Genomic DNA, 13,689 nt, shown 5'->3' on the forward strand with positions numbered 1-13,689 from the left:
TGGAACAGCCAAAATCATTGGCGTCGCGTTTGAGTAGGTGCCATGGTTATATACTCTTCTGTAAACCATTGAATCGGAAGTAAGAGTTGTCGATCCCCGGTACTTGAGGGTAGCGATGGATTTCGTCGACGAAAAGCAATGTCTGGCGGCCATTGGCGCGGCGCAGCTTTGCGCCTTCGAACACCTTCTTGAGGTCGGCGACGCCGGAAAACACCGCGGATATCTGCTCAAACGCCAAGCTGGTCTCACCGGCGAGCAGCCGCGCAACCGTGGTCTTGCCGGTACCAGGCGGGCCCCAGAAGATCATCGACCCCAACGAACCGGAGCCAATCAGCCGTGTCAGCGCGCCATCCGGCCCGGTCAGGTGTTCCTGGCCGACGACCTCGTCGAGATTCCTTGGCCGCAGCCTGTCGGCCAGCGGCCGGCCCGGCGGCGCCATATCCGGTTCGTCGACGCTGAACAGATCGGCCATGCACTTCTTTATGGTTGGAGCATGCTTCCCCGGAATTTCCGGGGCCGTGCTCTAATAACGCAACACCTGGCGCAGTATCTGCCCGCCACGCTCCACGGTAAAGCGCCACCAGCGCGTGTCCTGCTTGGTCGCCTGCTCCAGGGTCGCGGCGGTGTCGATGGTCGTCCCGTTCACCTCGCGAATGATATCGCCGGCCTGGAAGCCGAAATCGGCGGCGGGTGAATCGCGGTTGATGTCGGTGACAGTCACGCCCTTGATGTCTGTACGCAAACCAAGGCGCTGGGCAAGCCGTGGCGACAATTCCGCGACCTTGGCGCCGGAAAACGGGCTGCGGCCCCGCAAAGTGAGTTCCGGGGCTTTCGCGCCTTCAGGCGCGCGCTCCAGCGCGATGTCCATGGTCGCCTGCTTGCCCTTGCTGAGCACAGTGAAATTCGCGTTGGTGCCGATCGACAGCGTCGCCATACGGTAATCCAGCGCCTCGATGCTCTCGACCGGTGTGCCATTGAGTGCCAGCACAACATCACCCGGCTTCAGGCCTGCCTTTGCCGCCGGGCTTGCCTCTTCCACCGATGACACCAGTGCCCCGGTCGGCTTGTCCATGGCGAGCGACTCGGCGATCTGCGGCGTCACCGCCTCGAACTCGGCGCCAATGTAAGGGCGCTCGAAGAAGTCGCGTCCTGCCTTTGCCGCTTCGGCGAAGGCGCGAACCATGTTTGATGGGATGGCAAAGCCGATGCCGATTGAGCCGCCGCTGCGGCTGTAGATCGCGGTGTTGATGCCGACCAGCTGGCCGCCCATGTTGATCAGCGCGCCGCCGGAGTTGCCAGGGTTGATGGCGGCATCCGTCTGGATGAAGAAGCTGGAGTCGGAAACGCCGATGTGGCTGCGGGCGAGCGCCGAAACGATGCCGCTGGTGGTGGTCTGGCCGACGCCAAAGGGATTGCCGATCGCCAGCACCAGATCGCCGACCTCAAGCGCATCGGAATCGCCGATGGCGATGACCGGGAACGGCTTGTCGGACTCGATCTTGAGCACGGCCAAGTCGAGCGTCTCGTCCTTCAGCAGCACCTTGCTGTTGAATTCGCGACCGTCCGATGTTGCAACCTTCACCTCATCGGCGCCCTTGATGACGTGGAAATTGGTGACCACGACCCCTGTCGGATCGACAAGGACGCCGGAGCCCAGCGAGGACTGCGCGCGGGGCTGGGAGCGGCCGAAGAACTCCTCGAAGAATGGATCGCCGTCAAAAGGCGACGTGACCTTGGCCGTTTGCGAGGCATAGACGTTGACCACGGCCGGCGCGGTCTGCTTGACCAGCGGCGCGAACGACAGCTGCACTTCGTCGCGACCGAACGGCACGCGCTTGTTGTCACTGGCATTGCCGTTCTTGCCCTCAACGCCGTGCAACAAGTCGGTGAGCACATCGGACAGGCCGGGGTCGGTCTTTGCCTCTTCCGCCAACGCCTGTCTGACCGCCGGCGCGACTGCAAACACCATCATGGCGAAGAGCAGAACAAGGGACAGTCTTTTGGCGCGCATTGCGAATCCTCCAAGGCGAGTTCGGGCGCCATTGTCCCGACGATTGTGCAAAATGAAAGGCTAAGGCGATGAACGCTGGCGGTTTTATGCGGGTTCCATTGAAAATGGGCGCAAATAGACCCCAGTACGCTGCCTACCATTCCTTCTTTACAACAAAAGGGGCCCGAAGGCCCCTTAAAATTGCTGGCGAAAAGCTGAAGCTTATGCGGCTTCGGCTTCCTCATTGCCTTCGGCTTCGATGCGCGCGCGATCACCGGCGCCCTTGGCCGAGATGTCGCGATCGACGAATTCGATGACCGCCATCGCGGCGTTGTCGCCGTGGCGGAAGCCCGCCTTCATGATGCGCAGGTAGCCGCCGTTGCGGGTGGCGTAGCGCGGGGCGATCGTTTCGAACAGACGCTTGACGACGCCCTCATTGCCGATCTGGGCAATGACCTGACGGCGGGCGTGCAGGTCGCCACGCTTGCCGAGGGTGACCAGCTTCTCGACGATCGGACGCAGGTCCTTCGCCTTCGGCAGGGTGGTGACGATCTGCTCATGCTCGAGCAGCGACACGGCGAGGTTGGCGAACATCGACTTGCGGTGGCTAATGCTTCGGGCGAAGCGGCGGCCTTTGAAACCGTGGCGCATGGCTCTTTTCCTTCTTCAGTTGTTCAAGAGGCCGCGGCCCCTGATGGTTTTCCGCATGACCGTCGGATCGAGCGGCCCACGCCGCCGATCCTTGGAATTCATGCTCAATATTGATCTTCGTAACGCTTGGCGAGGTCTTCGATGTTTTCCGGCGGCCAGTCCGGCACTTCCATGCCGAGGTGCAGGCCCATCGCCGCCAGGACTTCCTTGATCTCGTTCAGCGACTTGCGTCCGAAGTTCGGGGTGCGGAGCATCTCGGCTTCGGTCTTCTGGATCAGGTCGCCGATATAGACGATGTTGTCGTTCTTCAGGCAGTTGGCCGAACGCACCGAAAGCTCGAGCTCGTCGACCTTCTTGAGCAGCGCCGGATTGAAGGCGAGCTCAGTGACGGCTTCCGCCGCGACTTCCTTCTGCGGCTCGTCGAAGTTGACGAACAGGCCGAGCTGGTCCTGCAGGATGCGGGCGGCGAAAGCCACCGCGTCCTCACCGGTGATCGAACCGTCGGTCTCGATCGTCATGGTCAGCTTGTCATAGTCGAGAACCTGACCCTCGCGGGTGTTTTCGACCTTGTAGGAGACCTTCTTGACCGGCGAGTAGAGACTGTCGACCGGGATGAGCCCGATCGGTGCATCCTCGGCGCGGTTGCGGTCGGCCGGCACGTAGCCCTTGCCGGTGTCGACGGTGAACTCCATGCGGATTTCAGCGCCTTCGTCCAGCGTGCAGATGACGTGGTCGGGGTTGAGGATCTCGACGTCGCCAACCGTCTGGATGTCGCCGGCAAGAACCGCACCCGGGCCCTGCTTGCGCACGACCATGCGCTTGGGGCCATCGCCTTCCATGCGGATGGCGATTTCCTTGATGTTCAAGACGATGTCCGTCACGTCCTCGCGCACACCGGCGATGGACGAGAATTCATGCAGAACACCATCGATCTGCACGGCGGTAACGGCTGCACCGCGAAGCGAAGACAGGAGAACGCGGCGCAGGGCGTTGCCGAGCGTGAGGCCAAAGCCGCGTTCAAGCGGCTCGGCGACCAGCGTGGTCAGCGTCTTCTTCTTCGACGAGAACTCGATCTTGTTCGGCTTGATCAGTTCCTGCCAATTTTTCTGGATCATGATGCTTTCCTTCCGTTGACCCGCCACCATCCAATCGTGGCGGGCGACCTGGAAAACCACGGAGGAACGCCTTTCGGCGCTCGCGCGGCGTTCGATATTTGTTAGACGCGACGCTTCTTGCGCGGGCGGCAGCCATTGTGCGGGATCGGCGTCACATCACGGATCGAGGTGATGGTGAAGCCCGCTGCCTGCAGGGCGCGCAGTGCCGATTCACGACCGGAGCCGGGTCCGCAGACCTCGACTTCAAGCATCCGCATGCCGTGTTCCTGTGCCTTCTTGGCTACATCCTCGGCAGCCATCTGGGCGGCGAACGGGGTCGATTTGCGCGAACCCTTGAAGCCTTGGGCACCGGCCGACGACCAGGCAATCGAATTGCCCTGCGCGTCGGTGATGGTGATCATCGTGTTGTTGAAGGTCGAGTTGACGTGGGCAACGCCCGACGAAATGTTCTTGCGTTCGCGACGGCGAACACGTGCGGCTTCCTTGGCCATGGTCTTCCTTTCAGTTGATCTCTACACCGCCGTAATGCCAGCGGCTCCACCTTCGTAAGGGAGTAGGGCAGTAAGGGAGTAGGGAAAATGCGGCCCGATTGGCGGGCATTCCCTACTGCCTTACTCCCCTACTCCCCTATTCCCCCAAAAATTACTTCTTTTTGCCGGCGATCGACTTGGCCGGACCCTTGCGGGTGCGCGCATTGGTATGCGTGCGCTGGCCGCGAACCGGAAGCGAGCGGCGGTGACGCAGGCCGCGGTAGCAACCAAGGTCCATGAGCCGCTTGATGTTCATCGACACTTCGCGACGCAGGTCGCCTTCGACCTGATAGTCGCGGTCGATCGTCTCACGGATCTGCAGCACTTCCGCATCGGTCAGCTGGTTGACGCGACGCTCGGCCGGGATGCCGACCTTCTCGACGATCTCCTGGGCGAACTTCTTGCCAATGCCGTGAATGTACTGAAGCGCTATAACGACGCGCTTGTTGGTCGGAATGTTGACGCCGGCTATACGAGCCATATTCTCTCTTCTCCATGTGGACCGGACGAACCGGCGCTGTTTCGATTACCCCGCGTCCGGTGGAGGCCGGCCCTTGCAGGAGTTTCCAGTTCAAAGCGGCTGCCTTGCCCTTGCGGACAAGCAAAGCCCATGCCTGATAGGAGACGGGCCGCCATAGCGCAGCGAACCGTTCCAGTCAAGCACAATCGTTAATTTACAGGCATCGCCCCTTGAGTCGTCGCCGCCAGCACCGACTCGATCTCTTTGGTGACCGCATCAATACCCGCCATTCCGTCGACGCCCTTGAGCTTGCCCTTGGCGTAGTAGTAGCCGATCAAAGGAGCGGTTTTCTTGTAATACTCGCGCAGACGTTCCTCGAAAACGGCAGGATTGTCGTCCTTGCGCACAGGCTGGCCAGCAGCCTTGGCGTCATCGGCACGTTTGACGATACGGCCAACCAACGCCCTGTCGTCGACAACGAGCTCGATGACGGTATCGAGGCTCAAGCCGCGCTCCGAAAGCATTGCATCGACGGCATCGGCCTGCACCAACGTGCGCGGATATCCGTCGAGGATAAATCCCCTGGTGCAATCAGGCTGATCGATACGTTCGGCGACGATGGCGTTAACGATTGCGTCCGACACCAGCTCGCCGGCATCCATCACCGCCTTGGCGCGTTTGCCGACTTCCGTGCCGGCCTGGACGGCAGCCCGCAGCATGTCCCCCGTGGATAGCTGGGGTATGCCGTGCTTCTCTACCAGTCTTTGTGCTTGCGTCCCCTTGCCCGCCCCCGGCGGCCCAAGCAATATCAACCTCATCGGCCCTTCTTCCCCCCGCGCAGCTTCGACTTCTTGATCAGACCCTCATATTGGTGGGCGATCAGGTGACCCTGAATCTGCGCCACCGTGTCGAGCGTTACACTGACCACGATCAGAAGCGATGTGCCACCGAGGTAGAATGGTACGCCAGTCGCGGAAATCAGGAACTCGGGCAGCAGACACACCAGCACCAGGTAGATGGCGCCGACGACGGTGATGCGGGTGAGGACGTAATCGATGTAATCGGCGGTGCGCTCGCCCGGACGATAGCCCGGAATGAAGCCGGAATGCTTCTTGAGCTGGTCGGCCGTGTCCTTCGGATTGAAGACGATCGCGGTGTAGAAGAAGGCGAAGAACACGATCATCGCCGCATAGAACAGCATGTACAGCGGCTGGCCATGACCAAGCGACGCCAGGATGGTGCTGGCCCAAGTGGGCAGGTTGGTCGCCTGCGAGAAGCCCGCGACGGTCGCCGGCAGCAACAGCAGCGACGATGCGAAGATCGGCGGAATGACGCCTGACGTGTTGAGCTTGAGCGGCAGATGCGAAGTGTCGCCCTGGAACATGCGGTTGCCGACCTGGCGCTTAGGATACTGGATCAGCAAGCGGCGCTGGGCGCGTTCGAAGAAGACGATGAGCGCGATGACGACAATGGCCAGAACGATGATTGCCAGGATGAGGCCGGTCGAAAGCGCGCCGGTGCGGCCAAGCTCGAGCGTGCCGGAAATGGCATGCGGCAGGCCAGCGACGATGCCGGAAAAGATGATCAGCGAAATGCCGTTGCCGATGCCGCGAGCGGTGATCTGCTCGCCGAGCCACATCAGGAACATGGTGCCGCCGACAAGCGTGACGACGGTCGAGATGCGGAAGAACATGCCGGGATCGCTGACGATGCCGTTGCCGTTCTCAAGTCCGACGGAAATGCCATAGGCCTGGACCAGCGCCAGCAACACGGTGCCGTAGCGCGTGTACTGGTTGATGATCTTGCGGCCCTGCTCGCCTTCCTTCTTCAGCGCTTCCAGCGACGGAATGACCGAGGTCATCAGCTGCATGATGATGGAGGCGGAGATGTAGGGCATGATGCCGAGGGCAAAGATCGCCATGCGCTGCACGGCGCCGCCGGCGAACATGTTGAACATGCCGAGCACGCCCTTGCTCTGCTGCGTGAAGGCCTGCGCAAAAGCATCCGGGTTGATGCCGGGAAGCGGAATGTAGGTACCGAGTCGGTAGACGAGCAACGCGCCGATGGTGAACCAGATACGTTTCTTCAGGTCCTCCGCCTTGGCGAAAGCCGAAAAATTCAGATTCGAGGCTAGTTGTTCAGCAGCCGAAGCCATGCCTGATTCTCCGCTTGGTCACGCTTCATGGCCCGCAGGTCAGGCGGCGCGTGTCACCGAAGCTCACGAGATAAGCTCCGGACTGTGAACATGCAAGCGGCCGCGTTGACGCGGCCGCCATATTCCAAATCAAAACGCGATCGAAAGCAAAAACGGATCCCACCTTTGCCGACCGCGCTTCAAATTGCTGTTACTCGGCAGCCGCCTTTTCGGGCAACTTCACCGAACCGCCAGCCTTCTCGATCTTCTCGACCGCAGCCTTGGAGGCGCCGGCGACGTCAAACGTCAACTTTGCCTTGATCTCGCCGTCGGACAGGATGCGCACACCGTCCTTGACGCGACGGATGACGCCAGCCGCGACAAGCGTTTCGGCCGTCACGGTTTCCTTCGCATCGAGCTTCTTGGCGTCGATCGCGACCTGGATGCGGGCCAGCGACACGACGGTATAGCTCTTGGCGAAGATGTTGTTGAAGCCACGCTTCGGCAGGCGCCGATAGAGCGGCATCTGGCCACCCTCGAAGCCGTTGATGGCAACGCCGGAGCGCGCCTTCTGGCCCTTGACGCCGCGACCACCGGTCTTGCCGGTGCCGGAGCCGATGCCGCGGCCGAGACGCTTCTTGGAATGCGTCGCGCCGTCCTTGTCACGCAGATCGTTGAGTTTCATCTGAGTTCTCCTGCGCTTTTGCTCAGCCCTCGTCCACGACGCGGACGAGATGCTGGACGGCAGCGATCATGCCGCGCACGGAGGGAGTGTCTTCCAGCGTGCGCTGCTTGTGCATCTTGTTGAGGCCGAGCCCGACCAGCGTCGCACGCTGCTCCTTCGGCCGGCGGATCGGGGAACCGATCTGCTCAACGGTGACGGTCTTGGTTGCTTTCTTGGCCATGGTCAAAATCCCTGGTCAGCGTCGACTATTCTTCAGCCGCAACGGCGGTGCCGCGGCGGGCCTGAAGGGTCGAATACTTGATGCCGCGAGCAGCAGCCACATCCTTGGGATGCATCTGGCTCTTCAGCGCGTCGAAAGTGGCGCGAACCATGTTGTATGGGTTCGACGAACCCATCGACTTGGCAACCACGTCATGCATGCCGAGCGTCTCGAAGACGGCGCGCATCGGACCACCAGCGATGATGCCGGTACCCTGCTTGGCGGCGCGCAGCAGCACGCGGCCAGCGCCCCAACGGCCTTCGACGTCATGATGCAGCGTGCGGCCCGAACGCAGCGGCACGAAAATCATGTCACGCTTGGCCGACTCGGTTGCCTTGCGGATCGCTTCCGGCACTTCGCGTGCCTTGCCGTGACCAAAGCCGACGCGGCCCTTCTGGTCGCCGACGACGACGAGTGCTGCAAAACCAAAGCGACGGCCGCCCTTGACGACCTTGGCGACGCGGTTGATGTGGACAAGCTTGTCCACCATGCCATCGTCGCGCTCTTCGCGATCGCGGCCGCGGCCGCCATCCCTACGTTCTTGTGCCATATCCTGTTCCTTATTTTTTTCCGGAAGCACGGTTGATGATGATATCCGGCGCCTCTTTGGGTCACCGGGGGCGAAAGTCATTTTTTCCTTCGCATGATTTTATCCAAAAAGTCCGTAACTTTTTGGCATCATGCTTAGAAGCTAAGACCGCCTTCACGAGCAGCCTCGGCCAGCGCCTTGACACGGCCGTGATAGATGTACGGGCCGCGATCAAACACGACTTCCGTGACGCCGGCCTTCGAAGCGCGCTCGGCGATCAGCTTGCCGATCGCGGCAGCGGCCGCGGTGTCGGCGCCGGTCTTGAGCGAACCCTTGAGGTCCTTCTCAAGCGTCGAAGCGGCGGCAATGGTGTGCCCCTTGGCGTCGTCGATGACCTGAACATAGATGTTCTTCGACGTGCGATGGACCGACAGACGAGGACGCTCGCCGGCGACCTTCTTGATCTGACGGCGAACGCGCTGCGCGCGGCGCTGGATGGATTCCTTGGTAGCCATGATAGTTCCTTGCCTTCAAAAAACGGGGACCGCCATATGCGGTAGGCGAAAGCGCCTCCCGCGACCGCTCCCCGCGGCGTTACAATTACTTCTTCTTGCCTTCCTTGCGGACGATCTTCTCGCCAGCGTAACGGACGCCCTTGCCCTTGTAGGGCTCGGGGCCGCGGTATTCGCGGATCTCAGCGGCAACCTGGCCGACCTGCTGCTTGTCGATACCGGCTATGGTAATTTCAGTCGGCTTCGGCACGGTGATGGTGATGCCCTGCGGCGTCTCGTAGACGACGTCGTGGCTGAAGCCAAGTGCCAACTGCAAGTTCTTGCCCTGAAGGGCGGCGCGATAGCCAACGCCGGTGATCTCGAGCTTCTTTTCAAAACCGTCCTTGACGCCCTGCAGGATGTTGACGATCTGCGTACGCGACATGCCCCACTTGGAGCGGGCGGTCTTGGTCTGGTCGCGCGGCTGAACAGCGATTTCGCTGCCTTCCATCTTGACCAGCACTTCGTCGTTCACGACGAACTTCAGCTCACCCTTGGGGCCCTTCGCCGTCACGGTCTGGCCGTTGACGGTCGCGGTCACGCCCTGCGGCAGTGAAACGGGTTTCTTTCCAATACGAGACATTTTGTTGTCCTCGTCACTTCTCTTGTTTCAGGTCTCTGTCTTCGGGAACGATCCGAAGACCGGATTCCACTTTGCGGTGAGCTGCCAGATCAGAAGATCTGGCAGAGGATCTCGCCGCCAACATTCTGTTCGCGTGCTTCATGGTCGGCCATCACGCCCTTCGGTGTCGAAAGGATGGCGATGCCGAGGCCGTTGGCGACGTGCGGGATCGACTTCGCCGAGACATAGACGCGGCGGCCCGGCTTCGAAACACGGGCGATTTCACGCACGACGGGCGCACCGTCGAAATACTTCAGTTCGATCTCGATTTCGGACTTGCCGTTGTCGAAGTCAGTCTGGCTGTAGTCGCGGATATAACCTTCCGCCTTCAGCACGTCGAGAACGCGGGTGCGCAGGCGCGAGGCCGGCGTCGAAACGCTCGACTTCTTGCGGCCATATGCGTTGCGGATGCGGGTCAGCATATCGCCGAGAGGATCGCTCAATGACATGTTATGTCCTCCTTACCAGCTCGACTTGACCAGGCCCGGGATCTGGCCGTTATTGCCGAGATCACGAAGCGCGATGCGCGATACCTTGAGCTTGCGATAGTAGGCACGCGGACGGCCGGTGACTTCGCAGCGGTTGCGGATGCGGATCTTGGCCGAGTTGCGCGGCATCGCCGCAAGCTTCAACTGGGCGCGGAAGCGCTCTTCCATTGGCTTGGACTGATCCATGATGATCGCCTTGAGGGCCCCACGCTTGGCAGCGTACTGGTCCACAAGCTTCCGGCGCCTGTTGTTCTTCTCGACTGAGCTGGTCTTTGCCATTTCAGATTTTTCCTTTTCTCGCTGCCGTTACTGGCGGAAGGGGAAGTTGAAGGCCTTGAGCAATGCCCTGGCTTCGTCGTCCGTCTTCGCAGTCGTACAAACGATGACGTCCATGCCCCAGATCTGATCAACCTTGTCGTAGTTGATCTCCGGGAACACGATGTGTTCCTTGATGCCCATGGCGTAGTTGCCACGGCCATCGAAGCTCTTCGGATTCAGTCCGCGAAAGTCGCGAACGCGCGGCAGCGCGATGTTCACGAGGCGATCAAGGAACTCGTACATGCGTTCCTTGCGCAGCGTGACCTTGGCGCCGATCGGCATCTTCTCGCGGACCTTGAAGCCGGCGATCGAATTGCGGGCGCGGGTGACGACGGCCTTCTGGCCGGCGATCATCGCGAGATCTTCCGCCGCGATCGAAGGCTTCTTCGAATCAGCTGTGGCTTCGCCGACGCCCATGTTCAGCACGATCTTGTCGATGCGCGGAACCTGCATCTCGTTGTCGTAGCCGAACTGCTCCAGCAGTGCCTTGCGAATGGTCTCGTTGTAGACCTTCTTGAGGCGCGGCACGTTGTTAGCAGTTGCCTGCTTGCTTTCAGCCTTAGCCATTGATGACTTCTCCCGAGCGCTTGGCGACGCGCACCTTCTTGCCGTCCTTCTGGAAGACGAAACCGACGCGGGTCGGCTTGCCATCCTTGGGGTCGGCCAGCGCGATGTTCGACAGCTGGATCGGCGCTTCCTTGGTGATGATCCCGCCCTCTTGGGACTGGGACTGCTTCTGGTGACGACGGATCATGTTGACGCCGCGCACCAGCGCGGTGTCTTCCTTCGGCTGAACCGAGAGGACTTCGCCCGAACGGCCCTTGTCCTTGCCGGCCAGCACGACGACCTTGTCGCCTTTTCTAATCTTTTGCATTGGTCCGGCTCCTTACAGCACTTCAGGCGCGAGCGAGATGATCTTCATGTGGTTCTTGGCGCGAAGTTCGCGCGGAACCGGTCCGAAGATACGCGTGCCGATCGGCTCTTTCTTGTTGTCGACGAGAACGGCCGCGTTCTTGTCGAAACGGATCACGCTGCCGTCCGGGCGGCGGATGTCCTTGGCAGTACGAACTACGACCGCCTTCATCACATCGCCCTTCTTAACGCGGCCGCGCGGAATGGCTTCCTTGATCGACACCACGATGATGTCGCCCACGGAAGCGTATTTCCGCTTCGAGCCGCCCAGCACCTTGATGCACATGACACGACGGGCGCCGGAATTATCCGCGACGTCGAGGTTTGTTTGCATCTGAATCATGACTGGCCGCCTTCTTCTCTTCTAACGGGATGGGCTCGAAGCCCCTCCCCGGTCTGTCCAAAATTCGTTTGTTTACGCCTGGTCCGAAGACACGACGATCCAGCGCTTATCCTTGGAAATCGGCTTCGATTCCTGGATGAACACCTGATCGCCAACCTTGTGGGCGTTGTTCTCGTCGTGCGCCTTGTACTTCTTGGTCATGCGCACGGTCTTCTTCATCACGGGATGCGTGAAGCGCCGTTCGACCTTCACGACAACCGTCTTCTCGTTCTTGTCGCTGACGACGGTGCCCTGCAGAATGCGCTTTGGCATGGTTTTCGTCCTTAAGCCTTCTTAGCCGCGGACTTTTCCGCAGCGATGGTCTTGATGCGCGCGATGTCCCTACGGACGATCTTCACGCGCGCGGTCTTCTCAAGCTGGCCTGTGGCCTTCTGAAAGCGCAGGTTGAACTGCTCCTTCTTCAGGCTGGCCAGGTCGTCGGTCAGCTGGTCCTGGGTCTTGGTCCGGATGTCTTCGGCTTTCATGATCAGCCCGTCCTTATTCTGCGATGCGCTGCACGAAGCGCGTCTTGACCGAAAGCTTCGCGGCGCCGAGACGCAGCGCCTCGCGGGCGGTTTCCTCATTGACGCCGTCGATCTCGAACATGATGCGGCCCGGCTTAACGCGCGCCGCCCAATAGTCAACAGCGCCCTTGCCTTTACCCATGCGGACTTCGGTCGGCTTGGAAGTGACCGGCACGTCCGGGAAAATACGGATCCAGACGCGGCCGGCACGCTTCATCTCACGAGTGATCGCGCGGCGGGCCGCCTCGATCTCGCGTGCGGTGACGCGGTTCGGCTCAAGCGCCTTCAGCCCGAAACCACCGAAATCCAGGTTGGTGCCGCCCTTGGCGGTGCCATGGATACGGCCCTTGAACTGCTTACGGAACTTTGTGCGCTTTGGCTGCAGCATCGTTCTAACTCCAAATTCCTAACTGTCTTAGGCGTTTTCGCGACGACGACCGCGTTCGCGATCCCCACCACCACCGCCGCCGCCATGCGAATGATCGCCTTCGGTCGCGCGCCGCTCAGAAGCCATCGGGTCATGCTCAAGGATCTCGCCCTTGAAAACCCAGACCTTGACGCCGCAAATGCCGTAGGCGGTATGTGCTTCAGCCGTGCCGTAGTCGACATCGGCGCGCAGCGTATGCAGCGGCACGCGGCCTTCGCGATACCATTCCATGCGCGCGATTTCGGCGCCGCCGAGACGGCCCGAGCAGTTGATGCGGATGCCTTCGGCACCGAGGCGCATCGCCGACTGCACGGCGCGCTTCATGGCGCGACGGAACGCGATACGGCGCTCGAGCTGCTGGGCGATCGACTGGGCAACCAGCGTTGCGTCGATTTCCGGCTTGCGCACTTCAACGATGTTGAGGTGCGTCTCGGACTTCGTCATCTCCATCAGCTTCTTGCGAAGCTTCTCGATGTCGGCGCCCTTCTTGCCGATGATCAGACCCGGACGCGCCGCATGGATGGTGACGCGGCACTTCTTGTGCGGACGCTCGATGACGACCTTGGAAATCGCGGCCTGCTTGAGTTCCTTCTCAAGATACTTGCGGATCTTGATGTCCTCATGCAGCAGCTTGCCGTATTCGCCGGTGTTCGCGAACCAGCGCGAATCCCAGGTACGGTTGATGCCGAGGCGCAGACCGATCGGATTGACTTTCTGACCCATTATGCGGCCTCCCCTTTTTCTTCGACTTCACGAACAACGATCGTGAGGTGCGAGAACGGCTTCTCGATACGGCTGGCGCGACCGCGACCACGGGCATGGAACCGCTTCATGACGATCGACTTGCCGACATAGGCTTCCGCCACGATCAGAGCATCGACGTCGAGGTCGTGGTTATTTTCCGCGTTGGCGATCGCCGATTCCAGCGTCTTCTTGACCGTGCCGGAAATCCGCTTGGCCGAGAATTCGAGATCGGAAAGCGCTGTCGCGACCTTCTTGCCGCGGATCAGCGCGGCAACGAGGTTCAGCTTCTGCGGGCTGATACGGATCGTGCGCAATACGGCGCGCGCTTCGTTGTCAGCAAGCCTGCGCGGAGCTTTGGCCTTGCCCAT

At 60.9% G+C, this 13,689-nt stretch carries 22 protein-coding genes and 1 pseudogene; all 23 read right to left on the reverse strand.

What is annotated here, in order from left to right:
- Positions 1–109: 109 nt before the first annotated feature.
- Positions 110–472: pseudogene (locus tag LGH82_RS05975) on the reverse strand (AAA family ATPase); the annotation flags it as partial.
- Between the two features lie 51 nt (positions 473–523).
- The gene (locus LGH82_RS05980) at positions 524–2,011 is read right to left on the reverse strand and encodes a DegQ family serine endoprotease (RefSeq protein ID WP_227347669.1); all 1,488 of its coding nucleotides are present in this window, start codon (positions 2,009–2,011) and stop codon (positions 524–526) included.
- Positions 2,012–2,212: 201 nt separating this feature from the next.
- Positions 2,213–2,641: a 50S ribosomal protein L17 gene (rplQ, locus tag LGH82_RS05985; RefSeq protein ID WP_227347670.1), complete on the reverse strand. Its 429-nt coding sequence runs from the start codon at positions 2,639–2,641 to the stop codon at positions 2,213–2,215.
- A gap of 104 nt (positions 2,642–2,745) precedes the next feature.
- On the reverse strand, positions 2,746–3,756 hold the full coding sequence (locus LGH82_RS05990; RefSeq protein WP_013531438.1) for a DNA-directed RNA polymerase subunit alpha: 1,011 nt from the start codon (positions 3,754–3,756) through the stop codon (positions 2,746–2,748).
- Positions 3,757–3,857: 101 nt separating this feature from the next.
- On the reverse strand, positions 3,858–4,247 hold the full coding sequence (gene rpsK, locus LGH82_RS05995; RefSeq protein ID WP_006205444.1) for a 30S ribosomal protein S11: 390 nt from the start codon (positions 4,245–4,247) through the stop codon (positions 3,858–3,860).
- 151 nt (positions 4,248–4,398) lie between these two features.
- The gene (gene rpsM / locus LGH82_RS06000) at positions 4,399–4,767 is read right to left on the reverse strand and encodes a 30S ribosomal protein S13 (protein WP_095788694.1); all 369 of its coding nucleotides are present in this window, start codon (positions 4,765–4,767) and stop codon (positions 4,399–4,401) included.
- Positions 4,768–4,955: 188 nt separating this feature from the next.
- Positions 4,956–5,564, reverse strand: a complete 609-nt coding sequence (locus tag LGH82_RS06005) for an adenylate kinase (RefSeq protein WP_227347671.1) — start codon at positions 5,562–5,564, stop codon at positions 4,956–4,958.
- Positions 5,561–6,901 (reverse strand): preprotein translocase subunit SecY, encoded by a 1,341-nt coding sequence (gene secY / locus LGH82_RS06010; protein ID WP_227347672.1) that lies wholly within the window; start codon positions 6,899–6,901, stop codon positions 5,561–5,563. The genes LGH82_RS06005 and secY overlap by 4 nt, the downstream gene beginning before the upstream one ends.
- 190 nt (positions 6,902–7,091) lie before the next feature.
- Positions 7,092–7,565 (reverse strand): 50S ribosomal protein L15, encoded by a 474-nt coding sequence (gene rplO / locus LGH82_RS06015; protein WP_227347673.1) that lies wholly within the window; start codon positions 7,563–7,565, stop codon positions 7,092–7,094.
- Positions 7,566–7,587: 22 nt separating this feature from the next.
- A complete protein-coding gene (rpmD, locus tag LGH82_RS06020; protein WP_023736690.1) occupies positions 7,588–7,785 on the reverse strand; it encodes a 50S ribosomal protein L30 in 198 nt (65 codons plus the stop codon).
- A 25-nt stretch (positions 7,786–7,810) separates the two neighbouring features.
- The gene (gene rpsE / locus LGH82_RS06025) at positions 7,811–8,374 is read right to left on the reverse strand and encodes a 30S ribosomal protein S5 (protein WP_006333394.1); all 564 of its coding nucleotides are present in this window, start codon (positions 8,372–8,374) and stop codon (positions 7,811–7,813) included.
- A gap of 134 nt (positions 8,375–8,508) precedes the next feature.
- Positions 8,509–8,868 (reverse strand): 50S ribosomal protein L18, encoded by a 360-nt coding sequence (rplR, locus tag LGH82_RS06030; protein WP_227347674.1) that lies wholly within the window; start codon positions 8,866–8,868, stop codon positions 8,509–8,511.
- Positions 8,869–8,953: 85 nt separating this feature from the next.
- Positions 8,954–9,487, reverse strand: a complete 534-nt coding sequence (gene rplF / locus LGH82_RS06035; RefSeq protein WP_227347675.1) for a 50S ribosomal protein L6 — start codon at positions 9,485–9,487, stop codon at positions 8,954–8,956.
- Between the two features lie 89 nt (positions 9,488–9,576).
- Positions 9,577–9,975 carry a 30S ribosomal protein S8 gene (rpsH, locus tag LGH82_RS06040; RefSeq protein ID WP_006205453.1) on the reverse strand — a complete coding sequence of 133 codons (399 nt, stop codon included), beginning with the start codon at positions 9,973–9,975 and terminating at the stop codon, positions 9,577–9,579.
- A gap of 12 nt (positions 9,976–9,987) precedes the next feature.
- Entirely contained in the window at positions 9,988–10,293 is a 306-nt protein-coding gene (rpsN, locus tag LGH82_RS06045; protein WP_227347676.1) for a 30S ribosomal protein S14, read from the reverse strand.
- A gap of 27 nt (positions 10,294–10,320) precedes the next feature.
- Positions 10,321–10,899, reverse strand: coding sequence for a 50S ribosomal protein L5 (gene rplE / locus LGH82_RS06050; RefSeq protein WP_227347677.1), 579 nt, complete (start codon positions 10,897–10,899; stop codon positions 10,321–10,323).
- Entirely contained in the window at positions 10,892–11,206 is a 315-nt protein-coding gene (rplX, locus tag LGH82_RS06055; RefSeq protein WP_227347678.1) for a 50S ribosomal protein L24, read from the reverse strand. Before rplX ends, rplE begins: the two co-directional genes overlap by 8 nt.
- 12 nt (positions 11,207–11,218) lie before the next feature.
- Positions 11,219–11,587, reverse strand: coding sequence for a 50S ribosomal protein L14 (gene rplN / locus LGH82_RS06060; protein ID WP_006205457.1), 369 nt, complete (start codon positions 11,585–11,587; stop codon positions 11,219–11,221).
- A 72-nt stretch (positions 11,588–11,659) separates the two neighbouring features.
- Positions 11,660–11,899 (reverse strand): 30S ribosomal protein S17, encoded by a 240-nt coding sequence (gene rpsQ, locus LGH82_RS06065; protein ID WP_010909280.1) that lies wholly within the window; start codon positions 11,897–11,899, stop codon positions 11,660–11,662.
- An 11-nt stretch (positions 11,900–11,910) separates the two neighbouring features.
- Positions 11,911–12,111, reverse strand: a complete 201-nt coding sequence (gene rpmC / locus LGH82_RS06070) for a 50S ribosomal protein L29 (RefSeq protein WP_227347679.1) — start codon at positions 12,109–12,111, stop codon at positions 11,911–11,913.
- Between the two features lie 13 nt (positions 12,112–12,124).
- Positions 12,125–12,538 carry a 50S ribosomal protein L16 gene (gene rplP / locus LGH82_RS06075; RefSeq protein WP_013531427.1) on the reverse strand — a complete coding sequence of 138 codons (414 nt, stop codon included), beginning with the start codon at positions 12,536–12,538 and terminating at the stop codon, positions 12,125–12,127.
- A gap of 27 nt (positions 12,539–12,565) precedes the next feature.
- Positions 12,566–13,300, reverse strand: a complete 735-nt coding sequence (rpsC, locus tag LGH82_RS06080; protein WP_227347680.1) for a 30S ribosomal protein S3 — start codon at positions 13,298–13,300, stop codon at positions 12,566–12,568.
- Entirely contained in the window at positions 13,300–13,689 is a 390-nt protein-coding gene (rplV, locus tag LGH82_RS06085; protein WP_006205462.1) for a 50S ribosomal protein L22, read from the reverse strand. Before rplV ends, rpsC begins: the two co-directional genes overlap by 1 nt.

The sequence above is a fragment of the Mesorhizobium sp. PAMC28654 genome (assembly GCF_020616515.1).
Lineage (GTDB): Bacteria > Pseudomonadota > Alphaproteobacteria > Rhizobiales > Rhizobiaceae > Mesorhizobium.